The sequence below is a fragment of the Rhizobium sp. RU35A genome (assembly GCF_900156005.1).
GTDB lineage: Bacteria > Pseudomonadota > Alphaproteobacteria > Rhizobiales > Rhizobiaceae > Neorhizobium > Neorhizobium straminoryzae.
On record NZ_FTMR01000007.1, the window covers coordinates 42318 to 61745 of the forward strand.

Annotated in this window: 17 protein-coding genes; 5 read left to right on the plus strand and 12 right to left on the minus strand. The window is 63.2% G+C overall.

Annotated features, from left to right (window positions below; translation table 11 throughout):
* Positions 1-93 precede the first annotated feature (93 nt).
* From F3H95_RS16210 to F3H95_RS16225, 4 genes are all read right to left on the minus strand, one after another.
* Positions 94-1722, minus strand: a complete 1629-nt coding sequence (locus tag F3H95_RS16210; protein ID WP_142880928.1) for a CTP synthase — start codon at positions 1720-1722, stop codon at positions 94-96.
* 136 nt (positions 1723-1858) lie between these two features.
* Positions 1859-2278, minus strand: a complete 420-nt coding sequence (gene secG, locus F3H95_RS16215; RefSeq protein WP_142880929.1) for a preprotein translocase subunit SecG — start codon at positions 2276-2278, stop codon at positions 1859-1861.
* 117 nt (positions 2279-2395) lie between these two features.
* Entirely contained in the window at positions 2396-3166 is a 771-nt protein-coding gene (gene tpiA / locus F3H95_RS16220; RefSeq protein ID WP_149746761.1) for a triose-phosphate isomerase, read from the minus strand.
* A 149-nt stretch (positions 3167-3315) separates the two neighbouring features.
* On the minus strand, positions 3316-4230 hold the full coding sequence (locus F3H95_RS16225) for an alpha/beta hydrolase (protein WP_149746762.1): 915 nt from the start codon (positions 4228-4230) through the stop codon (positions 3316-3318).
* 210 nt (positions 4231-4440) lie between these two features.
* On the opposite strand from F3H95_RS16225, the gene parE reads away from it, so the two are divergent.
* A complete protein-coding gene (gene parE, locus F3H95_RS16230) occupies positions 4441-6504 on the plus strand; it encodes a DNA topoisomerase IV subunit B (protein WP_149746763.1) in 2064 nt (687 codons plus the stop codon).
* Between the two features lie 64 nt (positions 6505-6568).
* Here parE and F3H95_RS16235 read toward each other — a convergent pair whose 3' ends face one another.
* Positions 6569-9127, minus strand: a complete 2559-nt coding sequence (locus F3H95_RS16235) for an HWE histidine kinase domain-containing protein (RefSeq protein WP_142880933.1) — start codon at positions 9125-9127, stop codon at positions 6569-6571.
* A 254-nt stretch (positions 9128-9381) separates the two neighbouring features.
* The gene (locus tag F3H95_RS16240; protein ID WP_149746764.1) at positions 9382-9720 is read right to left on the minus strand and encodes a hypothetical protein; all 339 of its coding nucleotides are present in this window, start codon (positions 9718-9720) and stop codon (positions 9382-9384) included.
* Positions 9721-9854: 134 nt separating this feature from the next.
* Between F3H95_RS16240 and F3H95_RS16245 the strand changes: the two genes are divergently transcribed.
* Positions 9855-10979, plus strand: coding sequence for an AI-2E family transporter (locus F3H95_RS16245; RefSeq protein ID WP_142880968.1), 1125 nt, complete (start codon positions 9855-9857; stop codon positions 10977-10979).
* A gap of 10 nt (positions 10980-10989) precedes the next feature.
* Here the strand turns inward: F3H95_RS16245 and F3H95_RS16250 are convergent, their stop codons facing one another.
* Positions 10990-11463, minus strand: coding sequence for a GNAT family N-acetyltransferase (locus F3H95_RS16250; RefSeq protein ID WP_149746765.1), 474 nt, complete (start codon positions 11461-11463; stop codon positions 10990-10992).
* An 86-nt stretch (positions 11464-11549) separates the two neighbouring features.
* Between F3H95_RS16250 and F3H95_RS16255 the strand changes: the two genes are divergently transcribed.
* Complete coding sequence (locus F3H95_RS16255; protein ID WP_149746766.1) at positions 11550-11972, plus strand: hypothetical protein; 423 nt, start codon at positions 11550-11552, stop codon at positions 11970-11972.
* 6 nt (positions 11973-11978) lie between these two features.
* Here the strand turns inward: F3H95_RS16255 and F3H95_RS16260 are convergent, their stop codons facing one another.
* Positions 11979-13115 (minus strand): DUF2336 domain-containing protein, encoded by a 1137-nt coding sequence (locus F3H95_RS16260; protein WP_149746767.1) that lies wholly within the window; start codon positions 13113-13115, stop codon positions 11979-11981.
* A gap of 73 nt (positions 13116-13188) precedes the next feature.
* Here F3H95_RS16260 and F3H95_RS16265 point away from each other — a divergent pair, with 73 nt between their 5' ends.
* On the plus strand, positions 13189-13905 hold the full coding sequence (locus F3H95_RS16265; RefSeq protein WP_149746768.1) for an aldolase/citrate lyase family protein: 717 nt from the start codon (positions 13189-13191) through the stop codon (positions 13903-13905).
* Between the two features lie 3 nt (positions 13906-13908).
* On the opposite strand, the gene F3H95_RS16270 is transcribed toward F3H95_RS16265, so the two are convergent.
* Together F3H95_RS16270 and F3H95_RS16275 are read right to left on the minus strand one after the other, a co-directional pair.
* Complete coding sequence (locus F3H95_RS16270) at positions 13909-14514, minus strand: flavin reductase family protein (RefSeq protein ID WP_142880939.1); 606 nt, start codon at positions 14512-14514, stop codon at positions 13909-13911.
* Positions 14514-15101 (minus strand): nitroreductase, encoded by a 588-nt coding sequence (locus F3H95_RS16275; RefSeq protein ID WP_149746769.1) that lies wholly within the window; start codon positions 15099-15101, stop codon positions 14514-14516. Before F3H95_RS16275 ends, F3H95_RS16270 begins: the two co-directional genes overlap by 1 nt.
* Positions 15102-15314: 213 nt before the next feature.
* On the opposite strand from F3H95_RS16275, the gene F3H95_RS16280 reads away from it, so the two are divergent.
* Complete coding sequence (locus F3H95_RS16280) at positions 15315-16298, plus strand: hypothetical protein (protein WP_142880941.1); 984 nt, start codon at positions 15315-15317, stop codon at positions 16296-16298.
* A gap of 144 nt (positions 16299-16442) precedes the next feature.
* On the opposite strand, the gene F3H95_RS16285 is transcribed toward F3H95_RS16280, so the two are convergent.
* A complete protein-coding gene (locus F3H95_RS16285; RefSeq protein ID WP_142880942.1) occupies positions 16443-17282 on the minus strand; it encodes a lysophospholipid acyltransferase family protein in 840 nt (279 codons plus the stop codon).
* A gap of 106 nt (positions 17283-17388) precedes the next feature.
* Positions 17389-19410, minus strand: a complete 2022-nt coding sequence (gene thrS / locus F3H95_RS16290) for a threonine--tRNA ligase (protein WP_142880943.1) — start codon at positions 19408-19410, stop codon at positions 17389-17391.
* Positions 19411-19428: the final 18 nt, after the last annotated feature.

A 19428-nucleotide genomic window follows, 5' to 3' on the forward strand; every position in this document is an offset into this window, starting at 1 on the left:
ACTCCCGCGACCGACCAAACAATCCCCCTTCAACAAAAAGCCCCCTGCCCGGCTTCGCGGACAAGGGGCGATGATGTTTTACAGGATCTGGCCTCAAACCAGGCGGCTCTGCTCCAATGCCGCTTCGATGAAGCTTGCAAACAGCGGATGCGGATCGAGCGGACGGCTCTTCAGTTCCGGATGGTACTGAACGCCGATGAACCACGGGTGATCGGCATATTCGATGGTTTCCGGCAGCAGCCCGTCCGGCGACATGCCGGAGAAAACGAGGCCACAGCTCTCCAGCCGGTCCTTGTAGTCCACGTTGACTTCGTAGCGGTGACGATGGCGCTCGGAAATGTCAGTCGAACCGTAGATCTCGGCAATCTTCGTCTCGCGCTTCAGCGCCGCCTTGTAGGCGCCGAGACGCATGGTACCGCCGAGATCACCGGACGCGGAGCGCTTCTGCAGCTCGTTGCCCTTCACCCATTCGGTCATCAGGCCGACCACCGGCTCCTTGGAGGGTCCGAATTCGGTGGAGGACGCAGATTCGATGCCGGCGAGGTTGCGGGCAGCTTCCAGCACCGCCATCTGCATGCCGAAGCAGATGCCGAAATAGGGCACCTTGCGTTCACGGGCAAAGCGGGCGGCATTGATCTTGCCTTGTGCGCCGCGCTCGCCGAAGCCGCCGGGCACCAGAATGCCATTGACCTTTTCCAGATAAGGCGCCGGATCTTCCTTCTCGAAGATTTCCGACTCGATCCATTCGAGCTTCACCTTCACGTGGTTCGCGATCCCGCCATGATGCAGCGCCTCGATCAGCGACTTGTAGGCATCCTTGAGGCCGGTGTACTTGCCGACGACGGCGATCGTAACCTCGCCCTCCGGCGTACGGATGCGGTTACAGACCTCTTCCCAGGCTTCCAGACGCGGCTTCGGAGCCGGCTCGATGCCGAAGGCGGCCAGCACTTCGTTGTCGAGGCCTTCCTTATGATAGGCCATCGGCACGTCATAGATGTTGGCGACATCCAGCGCCTGGATGACGGCGGACGGACGCACGTTGCAGAACAGCGAAAGCTTGCGGCGTTCGGCCTCCGGGATCTCGCGGTCGGCACGCACCAAAAGGATATCCGGCGCAATGCCGAGTGCCTGCAACTCCTTCACCGAATGCTGGGTCGGCTTGGTCTTCAGCTCGCCGGCCGCCGGAATATAGGGCATCAGCGTCAGATGCAGGTAGACGGCCGATCCGCGCGGCAGCTCGTTACCGAGCTGGCGGATGGCTTCCACGAAGGGCATCGCCTCGATATCGCCGACCGTTCCGCCGATCTCGCAGATGACGAAGTCATACTCGTCATTGCCTTCGACGACGAAGTCCTTGATCTCGTTGGTGACATGCGGGATGACCTGCACGGTCGCGCCGAGGTAGTCACCGCGACGTTCCTTGTCGATGATGTTCTTGTAGATCCGGCCGGTCGTGATGTTGTCGGTCTTGGTGGCCGAACGCCCCGTGAAGCGCTCGTAATGGCCGAGATCGAGGTCGGTTTCCGCCCCGTCATCGGTCACGAAGACCTCGCCATGCTGCGTCGGGCTCATCGTGCCCGGATCGACGTTGAGATAAGGGTCGAGCTTGCGAAGTCGAACCCGGTAACCACGGGCCTGTAGCAAGGCTCCGAGGGCTGCGGCCGCAATTCCTTTTCCGAGGGAAGAAACCACGCCGCCTGTGATGAATACATATCGCGCCATGGGAGTCACCGGATACCTTTAAACGAACGATTCCACCAGCAGAATTCTAACGCCCCTGCGTTAAAGCTGTTGAAATCTGGACAAAAGAAAACCGGCAGGCTTTCGGCCTGCCGGATGTTTTATGCGTCACGCGGCCTTATTGGCCCGTCGGAACCGCCTTCGGATCGGCCGGAGCCGGAGCTGCCGGTGCGGCAGCGCCGTTACCGGCAGCCGGTGCAGCGGCGCCATTCGCCGGAGCCTGGCCTGCCGGTGCTGCGCCGCCGAGCGAATCGAGAATACCGTTGCCGCTACCCTGCTGCGAGGCGGGAATGCGGTTCAGGATATCCGTCGGGCGCGAATCGTAACGGGCGAGAATGCCGAGTGCCAGCGAGGTGATGAAGAACAGCGTGGCGAGGATCGCCGTGGTGCGCGTCAGCGCATTGGCCGTGCCGCGCGCCGACATGAAGCCGGAACCGCCGCCGATGCCGAGGCCGCCGCCTTCGGAACGCTGAATCAGCACGACGCCGACGAGCGCCAGCACGATCATGAGATGGATAACGATCAATACGGTCTGCATATCAGTCCAGTCCTGCGCGCCGGCTGGCGGCAATCAAAAACAGTCTGGCCGGCTCTTTAGCCGAGCCGGGCCAGCATTCCAAGGGGCAAGTGCGCCGGAACGGCGTTTTGCGGCAAATTAACCGACAAGGTCCTCATAGGCCTTGTAGATGGCGAGGAAGTCGGCCGCTTTCAAGCTTGCGCCGCCCACCAGTGCGCCGTCCACATTGGCAACCCCCATCAATTCCTTCGCATTGGAAGGCTTTACGGAGCCGCCATAGAGAATGCGGATCGCCTTGCCGGCCACCCCGAAGCGGGCCACCAGTTCGGCGCGCATGAAGGCATGCGCCTTTTCCACGTCCTCGACCGTCGGCGTCAGGCCGGTGCCGATTGCCCAGACGGGCTCGTAGGCGATCACGGTGTTTTCCGAATTGGCGCCGTCCGGAACCGAGGCGGCCAGCTGGCGCTTGAGGATTTCCAGCGTCTGGCCGGCCTTGCGCTCATCGGCCGTCTCGCCGATGCAGATGATGGCGGTCACATCGGCGGCAAAGGCTGCTTCCGCCTTGGCGCGCACCAGATGGTCTGTTTCGGCATGGTCGCTGCGGCGCTCGGAGTGGCCGACGATCACGAAGGTGCCGTAGCAATCGGCGATCATCTCGGCCGAAATATCACCGGTATGGGCGCCCGATGCGTTCTGGTGGCAATCCTGGGCGCCGATCATCAGCGGGCTGTCCGTGCACAGCGCTGTCGAGACGTAGAGAAGCGTGGCCGGCGGGCAGATGAGCGCATCGACCTTCTCCGAAAGGGGACCCTGCACGCCTTCGGCAATCGCCTTGATCTGGTCCAGCGAGGACCGCGTGCCATTCATCTTCCAGTTTCCAGCCACCAGCGGGCGAACATCCGGCGTCATCGCGGTTTGTCTTCCTTCATCCCGAGCCGTTCCAGAAACAGGAACGGCATCCTCACATTTTCAACAGACGGGGTTTTAGACGGTTATCGCGTGAATTGGTATGGAAAATCGCAGGCTTGGTTCAGAAGTCTGGTTAAAATTCCAGTCAATCAGCGCGCCGCCTGCGTCAGCATGAAGTTGAGGATCTCGCGCCAGTCGCTCATGCGAACCGGTGTGCCATGGCCGCCCGTACGAAACAGGCGGAAACGCGTCGGATATGCCTTGCTGATCATCTTCTGATAGACGGCGATCTGCTCTTCTGCCTTGTAAACCTTGTCCGCACTGCCGTGGCTGAAGAAGACGGGAATGCGCAGCTTGGCGGCCGGCGTCGTCAGAAAGCCGGGGTCCGGCGGACCGCCCATCACCACCAGCCCCTTCAGATAGCGCACGGCCTCCTTGTCACGCGAGACGCTCTGGCAGATGAAATTCCCCATGGACGCGCAGGCCAGGATGACCGGGCGTCCCTTCGAATTCTCGAACACGAACCGGATGAGGGCGGCGACATCGGCCGCGCCGTTCGGATCGAAACCCGGCACGCTCGGTGCATAATAGGTGCCGCCGCTCGTGACGGTGAGGTTCTTCAGACGGTTGAAGTTGCCACCGAAGGAAAAATCATTGGCGCCCAGCCTGCGGTCGCCGCCGCGGCCATGGATGAAGATCACCGTGAAGGCAGCATTTTCCAGAGGCCCGACGCGGGTAACATCGAGCCGCATGCCGCCAAGCGACAGCGTCTCGTTCACCTGCTGCCTGTGGCTGACCGCCGTATCGACATAGGCAGACTTGACCCGCCGTTCCGGCTCCTCGTCGCGGCCGTTGATGTCACGCTGTTCCTGATAGTCGATCACCTCGAATGCCCCGTCATCGCGGCTTTCCAGCACGGTCTGGCGAGAGAAGAGATCATCCTTGAAGGGGGGAATCGGGCCATTCGTCCCCTGGGCTGCGGCCGCGGAAGCAAGGCCGAAGACAAGCCCAAGCGCGGCAAGCCACCGCAGGGTACGCGCTTGCGGCAAATCATCTGTGGACATGCGGCGGTTCATCCACTTCCTGTCAAAACTCGGTCTTGCCAAGGACTGCGCTGCAGCGCACATCCTGTCGCAACGCCTGCTTCTTTGCACGAGCATCGCGAAAAAGCCACGTCATCTGGCACGTTCGCAGACGATTCGATAGCCACCTCCAAGCCGGAAATCCGTATCCCGCGCTTCCGTTGCTTGCTCACAGGCCCTATAGACGGACCCATGGACGACACGAACGATCTTTTCGCCAGCCTTCCGAGCACGGCTCCCAAGCCGGCCGAAAAGGCACCCGACGCAGCCGAGGCCGCTCCCAAGGCGCCGGCCGCCCGCCCGCAACCTGCTGCGCCGACAGCGGGTGGCGACAGCTATGATGCCTCCTCGATCCGGGTGCTGGAAGGGCTCGAACCCGTCCGCATGCGGCCCGGAATGTATATCGGCGGCACAGACGAGAAGGCGCTGCACCATCTGTTTGCCGAAGTCATCGACAACTCGATGGACGAGGCAGTGGCGGGCCACGCCAACTTCATCGAGGTGCATCTCGATGCGGCGGGCTTCCTGACCGTCACTGACAACGGCCGCGGCATTCCCGTGGAAAACCATCCGCAGGTGCCAGGCAAGTCCACCCTAGAAGTGATCATGACCAAGCTGCATGCCGGCGGCAAGTTCGACGGCAAGGCCTACGAGACATCCGGCGGTCTGCATGGCGTGGGTGTCTCCGTCGTCAATGCGCTGTCGGATCTGCTCGAAGTGGAGGTGGCGCGCAATCGCAAGCTCTATCGCCAGCGCTTTTCGCGCGGCGTGCCGCAAGGCGGGCTGGAGGAACTCGGCGACGTGCACAACCGGCGCGGCACGCGCGTGCGCTTCCATCCCGATCCGCAGATCTTTGGCGATCACGCAAAATTCGATCCGGGCCGCATCTTCCGCATGGCGCGCTCCAAGGCCTATCTGTTCGGCGGCGTGGAAATCCGCTGGAGCTGCGATCCGGGCGTCGTGCCAGCCGGCGGCGAGATCCCGGAAAAGGCCGTCTTCCATTTTCCCGGCGGCCTTAAGGATTATCTGGCGGCAACGCTCGGCAAGGATTTCACCGTCACCCGCGAGATCTTTTCCGGTCGCACGGAAAAGACCGGCGGTCACGGCGCGCTGGAATGGGCGATCACCTGGTATGGCGGCGACCCGCAGGTCCATTCCTACTGCAACACCATTCCGACCCCCGAGGGCGGCACGCACGAGGCGGGCCTTCGCATCGCGCTGACCAAGGGCCTGAAGAACTATGCCGAACTGACGCAGAACAAGCGCGCCCAGCAGATCACCACCGACGACGTGATGATCTCGGCCGTCGGCATGCTGTCCGTCTTCATCCGTGAACCGGAATTCGTCGGCCAGACCAAGGACAAGCTGGCGACCGTCGAAGCGCAGCGCATTGTTGAAAACGCGCTGCGCGATCCCTTCGACCATTATCTGGCGGGCAATCCGGCGGAAGCGGCAAAGCTGCTGGACTGGGTGATCGAGCGGGCCGAAGAGCGTCTGCGCCGGCGCAAGGAAAAGGAAGTGAACCGCAAGACGGCGGTGCGCAAGCTGCGCCTGCCCGGCAAGCTGGCCGACTGCTCGCAGAACACCGCCGAGGGCGCTGAACTCTTCATCGTCGAAGGCGATTCGGCCGGTGGTTCCGCCAAGCAGGCGCGCAACCGCATGAATCAGGCGATCCTGCCGCTGCGCGGCAAGATCCTCAATGTCGGCAGCGCCAGCCGCGAAAAGCTCTCCGCCAACCAGCAGATCGCCGATCTGATCCAGGCGCTCGGCTGCGGCACGCGCACGAAATATCGCGAGGAAGACCTGCGCTACGAGCGCGTCATCATCATGACCGACGCCGACGTGGACGGTGCCCACATCGCCTCGCTGCTGATCACCTTCTTCTACCAGGAAATGCCGGAGCTGATCCGCGGCAGCCATCTCTATCTGGCGGTGCCGCCGCTCTATGTCATTCGCCAGGGTGCAAAAACGGTCTATGCGCGAGACGATGCGCATCGGGCCGAACTGATGGAAACGGTGTTCAAGGGCAAGAAGGTGGAAATCGGCCGCTTCAAAGGTCTCGGCGAAATGATGCCGGCGCAGCTCAAGGAAACCACCATGGATCCCGGCAAACGCACCCTGTTGCGCGTCGAGATCGACGAGGTGGATTTCGAGGGAACCCGCGAGGCCGTCGACAACCTGATGGGGACGAAGGCCGACGCCCGCTTCCGCTTCATCCAGGACCGCGCGGCCTTCGCCGACAATCTGGACATCTGAGCCAATCTTTCTGATCGCATATTCTGCCGGTCCCCTGCGCGCCGACAGAAGAGCAGATGCCGGCTCAGGCGCTGGGCACCGGCTCGCGGGCGGCCAGCACGCGCAGGATGGCACCGATGAGCGCGGTCGCCTCATAGGGCTTGCGCACAACCGGTGCGGCGAAGCTTGCAGGAATGACGGATTGGTCACTGTAGCCCGTGGCAAAGACGAAGGGCACGCCGAGGCGGCTCAGTTCCTCCGCAATCGGCAGCGAGGTGCCCGATCCGAGATTCACGTCGAGCACTGCCACATCAGGCGTCATGCGTTTCAACTGACGCAGCGCCTCGGCAGACGACGGCGCCGTTGTAATCTTGGTAATGCCCTGATCTGACAGCATCGATTCCACGTCGGCAGCCACCAGCATCTGGTCTTCCACCAGCAGCAATTCGAGATCGGCCAGGATACCGGCGATCTCGCGCGGCGAGGCGGCGTTCAGGACGCTTTCCGCTTCATCTTCCGCCGCTTCCGTACCGTGAATGTGACGGGCGGGAATGACAAACCGCGCCACAATGCCGTCGGCATCGTACTGGATACGGCTTTCGCCACCGAGTTCATAGGGAATGCTGCGATCGATCAGCACGGTGCCGAAACCGGACCGGCGCGGGGCCGTCACCGGCGGGCCGCCGGCCTCCCGCCAGGTCAGAATGCAATTGCCGCCTTCGTCCTGCGACCAGCCGATCTCCAGACGTCCGCGCTGCACCGCCAGCGCCCCATATTTCGCGGCATTGGTGGCCATCTCGTGCAGCACGAGGGCCATGACGGAGAACCCCCGGCTATCCAGCCAGACATGGCCGCCTGACAGGCGGATCTGCCGTTCGCCGTCGCGATAGGGTCTGAGTTCCGCCTCCATCAGATCCTTGAGCGAACCGCCATCGCCGCTGCGCACCACCTGATCATGGGCAAAGGCCAGAGCCTGGATGCGCCCCTTCAACGTCGAGACATAATCCCCGATCCGGCGTCCCTCCTCCACGGGATGGCCGACCAGCGCCTTGATGACCGCCAGAATGTTCTTCACCCGGTGGTTCAGTTCCTCGTTCAGCATGCGCTGGCGCACATCCGCCTTGCCGCGCTCGTCCGCCAGAAGCTCGTTATGATGGAGCACGACCTCCACCAGCACGGATCGGATGGCTTCCGCAATCTCGCGCTCGCTTTCCGTCCATCGCTGGGCCTTCCGGTGCACAGTCTCCTTCCAGATGGCAAAGCTCCGGCGCGGCGTCAGCCGCTCGCCCATGGGACCCGTCTCGTAGAGCTTGTCCGGATTGCCGGCCCAGTTGAGCGTCCTCACCAGCTCGCGCCGGAAGAAGAACAGGTAATCGCGCGGACGCTGCGACAGCGGAATAGCCAGCACGCCACACACGTTCTCGGCATAGTCTTCCGCCTGCGGCAGGTGCAGGGAGAGGTGATCCGTCGCCCAGATGCGGCCACCGGAAACCGAGCCGACGAAATCGGCGATACCAGCCATGGCGGATTCCGGCGGCAACAGGCCCTCGCCGCTCCAGTGCCCGTCAAGCCAAAGGCCGATGCCATCGCAAGGCATGAAACGGGCGAAATCGCCGAGCGACTGGCGAAGCAGGATGGCGATGTCGGGCGCGCCGGATGCCTGCTGCAGGAAACGGTCGAGCGAGCGACGGGCGCCGTTGGCGGTTTCCAGGATCTGCTTCTGCTTCAGCGCGCCGAGATGCATCGAGAAGAACTCGCCAAACATCTCCGCCGCCACACGCTGCGAAAGGCCAAGGGATTTCGGCTGGTAGTGATGGCAGGCGATGAGCCCCCAGAGTTCACCATCCACGACGATCGAGATCGACATGGAGGCCGCGACCCCCATGTTGCGCAGATATTCGCAATGGATGGACGAGACGCTGCGCAGATGCGCATGGGAAAGGTCCAGCGGCCGGCCGGCTTCATCCCGTTCCGGAATGATCGGAATCCGGATATCGCGGGCATCACAGATGATGCGGATGGTGTTGCTCAGATAAAGCGCGCGTGCCTGCTTCGGAATGTCGCTGGCCGGAAAATACTGTCCCTTGAAGCTTTCGAGGTCACGGCGCTTGTATTCGCTGATGACCTTGCCGGCCCCGTCATGCTCGAAGCGATAGATCATCACGCGGTCGTAGCCGAGCGTCGCAAAGATCAGGCGCGCCGACTTTTCGATGAGTTCGGAGATGTCCTCGATCGACCGGATTCGGCTGATCAGCATCCGGGCCGTTTCAAGCGGCTGGTCGGAATGAGGGCTTGCCGGCTCGAATTCCATGATAGCCTGATCATCCTTGCGGTGCACGGATACATCAAACCGGCCCCCCGGCAGGCAAAGTCCCATGCGCAGCGCAGGGCGTGCGGGATCCACTGTCGTCGCCAGCGCATTGCGAAGCGCATGTGCCGGTTCGTCGCCGAGCACCTGGTCAAGCCGCAGCCCGTTGACCAGGGACGGCAGGCCGAGCATTTCGGGAAGATTGGCGGAATGGCGCCTGACGATGCCACCGGATGCATCACTCACCAGAAGAGCGCCACAGGGCTGAATGCTGCCGGGGATATGGATCGGTTCCCGATCGCAATTGGTCAGATCGACCTCGGACGTGGTAGTCATTGCAGTGTCCTTCGCGGCGGCGGCCTGCGCGCGACCTGCAGCACGGCATCCGCCCTGTTCATATCGACCGTGGTGCAGCCGCCTCGCCGACGACCGCCGCGCGCAAAAGGCACCGATGTAACCGCTCGGGCTTCGCTCCCGGCGGTGGGGCAAACCGGGGATCAACACGCCTCGAACGGATGGTGAGGTAGCGCAGCCCTCCTCGCCTTTCCAGAGTTGCGCACGCTAAATTTCCCAGGCGTGCCGCATTTGCGTCATACGCGCATCACGCCAGGTCCGTAAGCAGACGACGCGTCTGCCTTCGTATCGCCGGCGCCGTGGCATCCAAAGCGGATCGTACAGGATCGGATTTCATCGACAGAGCCGGTCGCGTTGCTCCGGGTGCGGAAGTTCTGGCGCAGCGGACACAAGGTGGATATGGTGCCGCACCACGTGTCATCTGCAGGCAGGGGGATGCCGACGGATGGCGAGGGTGACGTCATCACGCAGACGGTCTTGCCGAAGGCGTGCCGGACCGGAAGCGGCTCGGGCCGGGCCGTCATGCGCTTCGGTTTGCCTTCCGTCAGGTCGGGAGCGACGATCTGCCTGGACACACGGGGGAATTCTGGCTTGCACCATGCGGTCTTGCGGACCATATGGGCAGGCAATGAACAGGGATGATTGAACGATCGTGAGCGAGAGAGACACCTCTACCAAGGAACCGCGCTGGCTCGGGCCCGTTGCGCCCATGCGCATGGCCCTCATTCCGCCGATTTCGGCGGCCCGCTGGCTGCTGGTCCTGATCGTCTTTGCAGGCATCTATTTCTTCCACGGCTTCGTGGTTCCCGTGCTGGCCGCTCTCGTGATCGGCTTTGCCAGCTGGCCACTCTATCGCGACCTGCTGCGGCGCACCGGCGGCAATACAACGGTCGGCGCCACCATCGCCATCGTTCTCGTCATCACCTTCCTCGTCGTCCCGGTCGGCATCGCGATTTCCTATACCATCGGCGAATTGCGCGACTGGTTCGGCTGGGCGCTGCAGGTCAACCGGGTGGGCTCCCCTCCGCCGAAATGGATCGTGGACCTGCCGGTTGCCGGCGAATGGCTTGGCCTGCAATGGGAAAGGCACGTCGGTGAACCCGGCGCCATCGGCCAGTTGGTGCAACTCGTCAGCGGCGCCAATATCGGCAATATCTACCGCGCCGTGATTGCCGCCGGCGACGGCGCCTTCCACCTGTTGCTTTCGCTGCTGTTCATGCTGATCGCGCTGTTCTTCGTCTATCGTGACGGCGCATCCTTCTCCCGCCAGATCGACATGCTGGGCGAGCGTATCCTGCCGTCCCGCTGGGAGCGGATCTCGCGCGTCGTACCGGCGACGATCAGTTCGACCGTGACGGGCATGACGCTGATCGCGATCGGCGAAGGCATCGTGCTCGGCGTGGCCTACTGGATCGCGGGCGTCCCCTCACCCGTCACCCTCGGCGTTCTGACGGGCATCATGGCACTGGTGCCGGGGGGCGCGCCTCTCTCCTTCACACTGGTATCGGTCTATCTCGCGGCGCGTGGCTCGCTGTTTGCCGGGGCGGCACTGCTGATCTGGGGCTCCGTCGAACTCTTCATTGTCGACAAGACCATCCGGCCGCGTCTTGTCGGCGGGCCGATCAAGCTGCCCTTCCTGCCCACCTTCTTCGGCCTTGTCGGCGGCGTGAAGACCATGGGCTTCCTCGGCCTGTTCATAGGCCCCGTGCTGATGGCACTGCTTGTCGCCATCTGGCGCGAATGGATGCGCGAGATCGAACTCTCCACGTCGATCCATGACCCGGCGTCCCCCGGGACTCTCGAGGAACTGCCGAAAGGCCGGCGCTCGGCCTGACGGCGCGATCTCAGGCGGCGGCGTCCAGCCGCCGCTCCATGAACAGGCTGAGCGGATCGGGCTGGTAGCTGCCAAAGGGCGGGATCTCGACAAATCCGTTGCGGCGATAAAGGCCGATCGCCTCCGGCTGGTGGATGCCGGTTTCCAGCCTCACCACGGTCACGCCAAGCCGCAGGCCTTCCTCCAGCAGGGTTTCCAGCAATCGCTGGCCAAGACGCAGGCCGCGCGCCGTCTCATCGACGAACATCCGCTTGATCTCCGCCTCGCCTTCGCCTTGCCTGACCAGCGCAGCGCAACCGAGAATCGCTTCGCCCCTGCTCGCGACGAAGAAGGAAACCGTCGGCCTTTCCAGATCCTCCAGGGGCAGCATGTGGTTGCTTTCGGCGGGATAGAGCGCGGCAACATAGGCATTGGACAGCTCCAGCAAGCGGATCACGCCCTCCTGACGCGGCGCCTCGCGCCCGATGATAATGGTTTCGTCCATGGTGGCGTCTCCTGTTGTCTGCCGCGCCTTGCGATCGTCATGATCCTTCCCATAAGGTGCTGTTCACACCTTGCCAAGGATGCTCCATGCGCACTGCCCTTGTGATGATGACGATTCTCGGCTGCGACGACAGCGGAAACGACTGCCAGTACATCGCCACGCTGCAGCAGCGCTGGCCGACGATCGAGTTGTGCAATGCCGTCTCGGAGAAGGAGCTGGCCTCCTTCGCCAATGTCTCCTATCCCGTCGTCATCGCGGTATGCCAGGATCCGACCCTGGCTGCGCGTCCGCCGGCCGGCAAGGCGCCGGTACCGACGGCAAGGCCGGAGCAACCCCAGCAGGCGCTGACACCCGCGGAAGAGCGCGAGCAGGAACAGAGCCTTGCGCAAACGGCCATAAACCGCGTCAAGGATATCCTGCCGAGCCGTGAAGCTGTCGGCAATGTGGTGACGAGCCCTGTGCGCATGGTCCAGGATGGCTACGCCTGGGTAGCCCGCAGACTGCGCTGAGCGGGATCAGGCGGCGAAGCGATCCGGCTGCGGGATCAACCGCCCTCGACGTCGTTCGGCCGTCGCCTCCATGCGTTCGATCAACTGCAGAAGCTCGTTGACGGGCGCATAGGGATCGGCCGGCCGCGGGACGCAGTTTTCGAGCTCCTCCAGCAAGCTTCCTTCCGCCAGCGGGTTCTTCTCTGCCGCACGCCGGCGCCAGAACAGGGTAGCCTGCACGAAGATCTCGGCGACCTCCCGGGAAAGGCAACAGGATTCGTAAAGTGCGCGCAGCGCGGCATGCCGGCCCGTAGCCATCAGCGACCGCACGCGACGATCCTCCAGCCCGGTCAGCGCGGTTACACAGGCCGCGAAGACATCGATCCAGCCTTCGACCAGCGCACGCAACAGAAAAACGATACTTAATCGGCCACTTGCCGCCAGATGCTGAACCAGTCTCTCAAGATCCTCCGGACCGCACTCGCCTGCGATCCGAAGAACCGCACCGTCGCCCGCCTCCTGCAGCAGATGCGCGAGGCGCGCAGGCTCGACCAGCGCCGCGACAAGCGGGCAGCGTCCCAGCAGGTCACCGACCCGTCTGACGAGAATTTCGCGGGCGAAGGCGGGCAAATCGCGGCGCTCCAGCAGCCTCGCGCGCACCGCACCATCATGCCCCAGGCGCTCGGCGATCCGGCCCAGCGCATAGCGGGTAATGGCTGCTCGCGGATTTTCGAGAAGAACGAGAATTTCGCCGGCGTCACCGATCTCGGCGATGGCGGCTGCCGTTCCCGGACCAAGGTTCGGCCGAGCCGCGATGACGCCCCGGATGAGACGGCTGCCGCGCCCGGCGAGGTCGACCAGATCACGCTCGGTGAGGACGGGCGAGAGTGTCAACACGTGGCAGGCGATGTCAGGCTGGTCCTCCGCCAGCGCCAGAATGATCGCGCGCGGCGCCAGCGACGAGGCAGCCAGCGTTTCCGCAAGCGACCTGCGAACGGAAGGCGCCGGATCATCCAGAAGGTGAAGCATGGCAAGCGCCGCTTCGCGCCGCTGCGGATCCTCCGGGCAGAGGCGCAGGAAAGCCTGTGCCAGGGCGACGGCCGCCCGCGCCCTGTCATGCGCGCCTGCCGTTTCCGCCCAACGAAGAAATGCCCTGACGATCACCGATACTACGTCCCATATCCGGGAAGCCACCCATGCCGCAGCATCACGCTCCCACAAGACAGGCTAGGCAGAAATGGTTTATGTTCCGTTCACCATATTCGTTAGGAATCAGGGGCTTCCTCTGCCAGACATCACCACCGCCTCAACGTCTCCGTCGCCCTTCTCCTGCTGGCTTCGCCTCGCGCCAATGGATGAGCACACGGCCGCACCTCCTGCGCGGGCGCAAGCGCCCTTCATTGCTGTCGATCTGCCGCCGCTCAATGATCCGGATTTCGAGGTGGCGCTTCATACTGCCGTTCGCAACCGGCCGCAGGCGGTGATTGTTCGCAGTGTCCTTTGCGGGGCCGACATCCAGAATCTGGCGGTCGCTCTGAGCGTCGCCGAACTGGACGCAGGTCTGCCAGAGGGGCAGATTGCCATTTTGGCGCAGACGGCGGACACGGCCGCCGGTGCGGCCTTCCCGCCGGATTTGCGCCATCTGACGCCTCGCCTGAGGGGCCTGATCTGGGATGAGGCCTGTCTGCGGCAGAACCTCGGTCTATCACCGGCCAGCGACAGCAACGGCCAAGATCTGACAATGCTTGCCCGCACGCAGCTTCTCCTGTCGGCGCGCGCCGCAGGACTGATGGCATTGTCTACCCTGCCTGAGGATGTGGCGTTTGGCGCGGACGCCGTAACACTGTTGCCGCAAAGCCAAAAGGCAATGCAGCTCGGGTTTGACGGTGTCATCGTCGGATCGCGATCTGCGAAAGCCATCCGGGCCATTCCCGGTCCGTCCGCGACAGTCTAGGTTTCAGCCGCGCGGCCGCGCAATCTGGAACACGTCCGCGCCGCCATCGGCATAGTCCATGTAGCCCATGCGCGCCACGGGGCGGGCAAGCGCCATGTCGATGCGCCCGTCGCGGATGATCGTCTCGCTGATGTGGATACCGACGACCTGACCAAACACCATCACCGATTCGGAAGCCTCGCCATCAAGTCCGTGCGGAACGACGATCTGCGTCACCCGGCATTCGAGCGCCGCATGCGCCTCGGCCACATAGGGCGCATCGACCAGTTCGCCGTCCTTCGGCGTCAGACCGGCCAGCGCAAATTCGTCCACGCCATATTCTACCGGCGCCGAGGAAGCGTTCATCTTCTCGACGATGAAACGGCTGACGAGGCTTGCGGTAAAGACGCCGGTTTCCTCGGCGTTCTTCAGGCTGTGTTTCCTGCCGCTCGAGGAGAACATCACGATCTTCGGGTGATCCGAGACGATGTTGAAGAAGGAATAGGGCGAAAGATTGCGCGAGCCATCCCTGCCCTTCGTGCCGATCCAGCCGATCGGCCGCGGTGCAACGATCGCCTTGAAGGGATCATGCGCCATGCCGTGGCGGTTTTCATCCGTGGCGTAGAACATCAGGCGTCCTCTTCCCCGGTCCAGGTCACGATGTCGGACAGGTTCGGGCGTGGCCGGTCGGTCTGCGGGAAGGTGGTGGAACCGATATAGAGGAAACCGGCCACCTTCTCGCCCTGACCAATGCCGAGGATTGCCTTGGCATCGTCGTCGTAGGCCACCCATTCGGACAGCCAGTTGGCGGCGAAGCCATGCGCATTGGCGGCCATGAACAGGTTGAGGCAGACGGCGCCCGCCGAAAGCTCCTGTTCCCAGACGGGGATCTTCACATGCGGGGCTGCGGTGCTGACGACGGCAATCACCACCGGCGCGCGGGTCAGCCGGCTGCGCTCCACCGCCTGCATCTCCGGGGAGAGCGCCGGGTTCTTCGCAACAGCAAGGTCGCACAGAGCCGCACCAAGCCGGGCCCGCTCCCCGCCGCGATAGACGATGAAGCGCCAGGGCGCGAGCTTGCCGTGATCCGGCACGCGCGAGGCGAGCGTCAGGATCGATTCGATCGTCGTGCGGTCAGGACCGGGCTCGGTCATCTGCGGGGCCGGGATGGAACGACGGGTGGACAGATACTGGAAAAGGGAAACATCGGTGGTCATGACTGGATGGGCACCCTGCTGACGGTCACGGAAACGGAAGGCGATCCGCCGGTCACGCCACCGGGAGTGGCGGTCGCAACCGGTGCAAATGCAAGGAGCCCGCGCACTGCAAGGTCGGGATGGACGTCCAGAGCGTGCTTTAGGCCTTGAATTTGCCGCCTCGTTGGTCTTCAAGTGGCTGCTGTGCAACAAAGAGTCAACGGTCGCCACGGCATGAAATCTTCTCCCCTCGCGGTCGCACGTCTGGCCACGCTCCTGCTTTCGCTGGGCGCCACCTGTGCCGTGCCTGCGGGCGCCCGCGCCGAGGACGCCTTCAAGACGTTCAAGCAGCTGGACGGCACGGTCAAGATGCCGAAGCTCAACGCCTTTGCCGGCGCTCCAGCCCCCAAGGCACCCGTCGTGCGTGACGTCACGCTGCAGGCAACGCTCACCCAGGGCGGACCGATCATGCAGACGGGGCTTAACTGGCGCGTCTTCAGCCCGATCCCCGGCTCGGATGGCAAGCTGCCGGTGGTGGCAAGTGCCGAAGGCGGTTCTGCCAATCTGCTGCTGCCGCCCGGAGACTATTTCGTCAACGTGGCCTTCGGCCGGGCCGGTGTCACGAAAAGGCTGCAGGTGCCGGCCAATGGCGATGTTGTGAAGCAGACCCTGGTGCTCGATGCGGGCGGCTTCGTGCTGAACGCGGTCGCCGGCTCCGACCAGCGCATTCCCGCCGACAAGCTGAAATTTTCGATCTACACCGCCGAAGCGCGGGAAGACGGCGAGCGCGGCCTGATCATGTCGGACGTCAAGGCCAATACCATCGTGCGGCTCAATGCTGGCACCTATCACGTGGTCTCCGAATACGGCACCGTCAATTCCGTCGCCCGCGCCGATATCCAGGTCGAGGCCGGCAAACTGACGGAAGCGACGCTGCAGCACCGTGCGGCGCAGATCACATTGAAACTGGTGTCCCAGCCAGGCGGCGAGGCGGTGGCTGATACCGCCTGGTCGGTGCTGACCTCCGGCGGCGACGTGGTCAGTGAAAGCGTCCGCGCCTTTACCACCATGGTGCTGGCGGAAGGCGAATACACCGCGATTGCACGCAACAAGGACAAGATCTACCAGCGCGACTTCACCGTGGCCCCCGGCCGCAACAAGGATGTCGAGGTACTGATGAAGGAAGCCCAGCAGGTAAGCGGCATCGACGCCGACTGACCGCCCTCATCTCGAGCGTTTCCGGCGAAAACGGAATCACCCGGAACGTTCTATCGGCCCGTTTTCAGGCGATCGCGCGGGCAGGAAATCGGTCCCCGCTTTCGCCGGAATTGTTCCTGGCGCCGCCAGCCTCCCTTGTGGGAGTCAGCCCGCCTTGCGGAAGCGCGGCTTCGGGCTTTCCCGCATCACGAACACGGCGTGATAGAGCTGCGCCAGCAGATCCTTGCGGTCGGAAAACGCGGCCATCTGTTCCCATGTCATCAACGGACCGATCTTCGCGCGGATCGTCGTGCCAGAAAGACGCTTGAACTCTCGGATCAGCAGGGAAAGCCTGAGCGTCAGCGACACGCGGCTTGCCAGATGGAAGAGCCGGCCATTCTGGCCGTGGAAATACACAGGAATCACGTTGGCCCGGGCAGCCTGGATGAGACGGGCCGGAAACATCTTCCACGGGAGATCCTCGGCCCGGCCGAACCCTTTCTTCGCCGTCGCCACCCCGCCGGCCGGAAAGATGATGATGGTGACACCTTCCTTGAGAAGCCGCACGGCCTCGCGGCGTGTTTCCATGTTGATGGCCAGCGCCTCCTTCGTTTCCTCGAAGCAGACGGGCAGCGAATAGGGCGCGATCTCCGGCACCTTCAGCAGTTCGTTGTTGATCAGCACCCTGAACGGGCGACCAAGCTGCTCGGCCAAAGCCAGGATCGCGATGCCATCGCCGATCCCGAAGGGATGGTTGGCAACGATCACCAGAGGCGTGTCCGGAAGGTCTTTCGGCGGCCAGGCGCCGTCCACGGCAAGCCTCACCTTGATGAGGTCCAGCATCTCGCCGAACACACGCTCCGACTTGCCAACCACATCCTTGCGCCAGATGTCGTAGAGACGGATGTAACGGTCGCGACCGGAGAGACCTTCGATGGAGCGGATCAGCCACCGTTTCAGGCGCGGATCCCGTTCATTGGCGTAAGACAGTTCCTTGAAACGCAACTTGCCTCTCTCCGGGCAGACGAAATGAGGATGACACTATTATTGCACGTTCATGTCAGAATGCTGACAGCCCCGGCCTTTTCCAAGGCCGGGGCTGTCTTCTGTATCACTCCGCAGCGGCCTTGCGCAGGGCAAGACGCCGCTTGACGTCCGGCGGCGTTGCCTCGTCGGTCAGGGCGGCGACCGCATCGGCAAGCGCCATCGGGGTCTGAGCCTGGGAGCCCAGACGACGGATGTTCACCGTGCGGTTTTCCGCTTCCTGGCGACCGCACACAATGATGACCGGCACCTTGGTCACCGAATGCTCGCGGATCTTGTAGTTGATCTTCTCGTTGCGGAAATCCTCCTCAACGATCAGGCCCGCATCACGCAGCGTCTGGACGACCTCGCGGCCGTAATCATCGGCATCCGAGGTGATCGTCGCGACGACGACCTGCAGCGGCGCGAACCACAGCGGCATGTGGCCGGCAAAGTTCTCGATCAGGATGCCGAGGAATCGCTCCATCGAGCCGCAGATGGCACGGTGGATCATCACCGGCTGCTTCTTGTCGGAATTCTGGTCGATGTAGAAGGCGCCGAAGCGTTCCGGCAGGTTGAAGTCCACCTGCGTGGTGCCGCACTGCCATTCACGACCGATCGCATCCTTCAGCGTGTATTCGAACTTCGGACCGTAGAAGGCGCCCTCGCCCGGCAGGATGCCGGTCTTGATGCGACCACCGGACTGTTCCTCGATGGTCTTCAGCACCTCCATCATTACGCTTTCGGCGCGATCCCAGAGCGCGTCGGAGCCGACGCGCTTGTCGGGACGCGTGGAGAGCTTCACGACCACCTCGTGGAAGCCGAAATCCTCGTAGACGGAGAGGATCAGATCGTTGATGCGCAGGCATTCCGCGGCCATCTGCTCCTCGGTGCAGAAGACATGCGCATCGTCCTGCGTGAAGCCGCGCACGCGCATCAGGCCATGCAGGGCGCCGGAAGCCTCGTAACGATGCACCAGTCCGAATTCGGCAAGGCGAACCGGCATTTCACGGTAGGACTTCAGGCCATGCTTGAAGATCTGCACGTGACCGGGGCAGTTCATCGGCTTCAGCGCGAAGACGCGGTTGTCGGCGTCCTTGTCGTCCGGATGGGTGAAGGCATAGGCGGATTTCACCGCAAACATGTTCTCCTGGTACCAGCCCCAGTGACCCGAGGTTTCCCAGAGCGAGGAATCGAGCACCTGCGGCGCATTCACCTCCTCATAGGTATTGGCGAGACGCCGGCGCATATAGGCCGTCAGCGTCTGGAACATGCGCCAGCCCTTGCCATGCCAGAAGACCACGCCCGGCCCCTCTTCCTGGAAATGGAAGAGATCCATCTCGCGGCCGAGCTTGCGGTGATCGCGCTTTTCCGCTTCCGCCAGCACGTGCAGATACTGGTCGAGTTCCTCCTGGGTCGCCCAGGCGGTCCCGTAGATGCGGCTTAAGACAGGGTTGTTGCTGTCGCCGCGCCAGTATGCGCCTGCTACCTTCATCAGCTTGAAGGCGGTGCCGATCTGGCCGGTGGAGGCCATGTGCGGACCGCGGCAGAGATCGAACCAGTCGCCTTGGCTATAGATCTTCACGTCCTGGTCGGCCGGGATCGCATCGACCAGTTCCACCTTGAAGCGTTCGCCCTTTTCGCCGAACACCTGCTTGGCCTTGTCGCGGGACCAGACCTCCTTGATGAACGGCTTGTTGCGGCCGATGATGTCCTTCATCTTCTTTTCGATCTTCGGCAGATCGTCGGGCGTGAACGGCCAGTCCTCGCCGCTCTCGGCATGAACGCGCTTGAAATCGTAGTAGAAGCCGTTCTCGATGACAGGACCGATGGTGACCTGCGTGCCGGGCCAAAGCTCCTGCACGGCCTCGGCCATCACATGGGCGGCATCGTGGCGGATCAGTTCGAGCGCACGGCCATCGGTGCGGGTGACAATCTCGATCCGGCCCTCGGTGACGGGGTCGGAGAGATCGCGCAGTTCGCCGTCGATCGCAACGGCGACCGCCTTCTTGGCCAGCGATTTGGAAATGGATTCGGCGACCGCAAGGCCGGTCGTGCCGGCATCATAGGTGCGGATCGAGCCATCGGGGAAAGTCAGGGAAACGGACATTGTGTGCTCCTGTCATCC

Coding starts and splice junctions, on each gene's coding strand:
- F3H95_RS16210 (WP_142880928.1), bottom strand. CDS start 1,722: ATGGCGCGATATGTATTCATCACAGGCGGCGTGGTTTCTTCCCTCGGA.
- secG (WP_142880929.1), bottom strand. CDS start 2,278: ATGCAGACCGTATTGATCGTTATCCATCTCATGATCGTGCTGGCGCTC.
- tpiA (WP_149746761.1), bottom strand. CDS start 3,166: ATGACGCCGGATGTTCGCCCGCTGGTGGCTGGAAACTGGAAGATGAAT.
- F3H95_RS16225 (WP_149746762.1), bottom strand. CDS start 4,230: ATGTCCACAGATGATTTGCCGCAAGCGCGTACCCTGCGGTGGCTTGCC.
- parE (WP_149746763.1), top strand. CDS start 4,441: ATGGACGACACGAACGATCTTTTCGCCAGCCTTCCGAGCACGGCTCCC.
- F3H95_RS16235 (WP_142880933.1), bottom strand. CDS start 9,127: ATGACTACCACGTCCGAGGTCGATCTGACCAATTGCGATCGGGAACCG.
- F3H95_RS16245 (WP_142880968.1), top strand. CDS start 9,855: ATGCGCATGGCCCTCATTCCGCCGATTTCGGCGGCCCGCTGGCTGCTG.
- F3H95_RS16250 (WP_149746765.1), bottom strand. CDS start 11,463: ATGGACGAAACCATTATCATCGGGCGCGAGGCGCCGCGTCAGGAGGGC.
- F3H95_RS16255 (WP_149746766.1), top strand. CDS start 11,550: ATGCGCACTGCCCTTGTGATGATGACGATTCTCGGCTGCGACGACAGC.
- F3H95_RS16265 (WP_149746768.1), top strand. CDS start 13,189: ATGGTTTATGTTCCGTTCACCATATTCGTTAGGAATCAGGGGCTTCCT.
- F3H95_RS16270 (WP_142880939.1), bottom strand. CDS start 14,514: ATGTTCTACGCCACGGATGAAAACCGCCACGGCATGGCGCATGATCCC.
- F3H95_RS16275 (WP_149746769.1), bottom strand. CDS start 15,101: ATGACCACCGATGTTTCCCTTTTCCAGTATCTGTCCACCCGTCGTTCC.
- F3H95_RS16280 (WP_142880941.1), top strand. CDS start 15,315: ATGAAATCTTCTCCCCTCGCGGTCGCACGTCTGGCCACGCTCCTGCTT.
- thrS (WP_142880943.1), bottom strand. CDS start 19,410: ATGTCCGTTTCCCTGACTTTCCCCGATGGCTCGATCCGCACCTATGAT.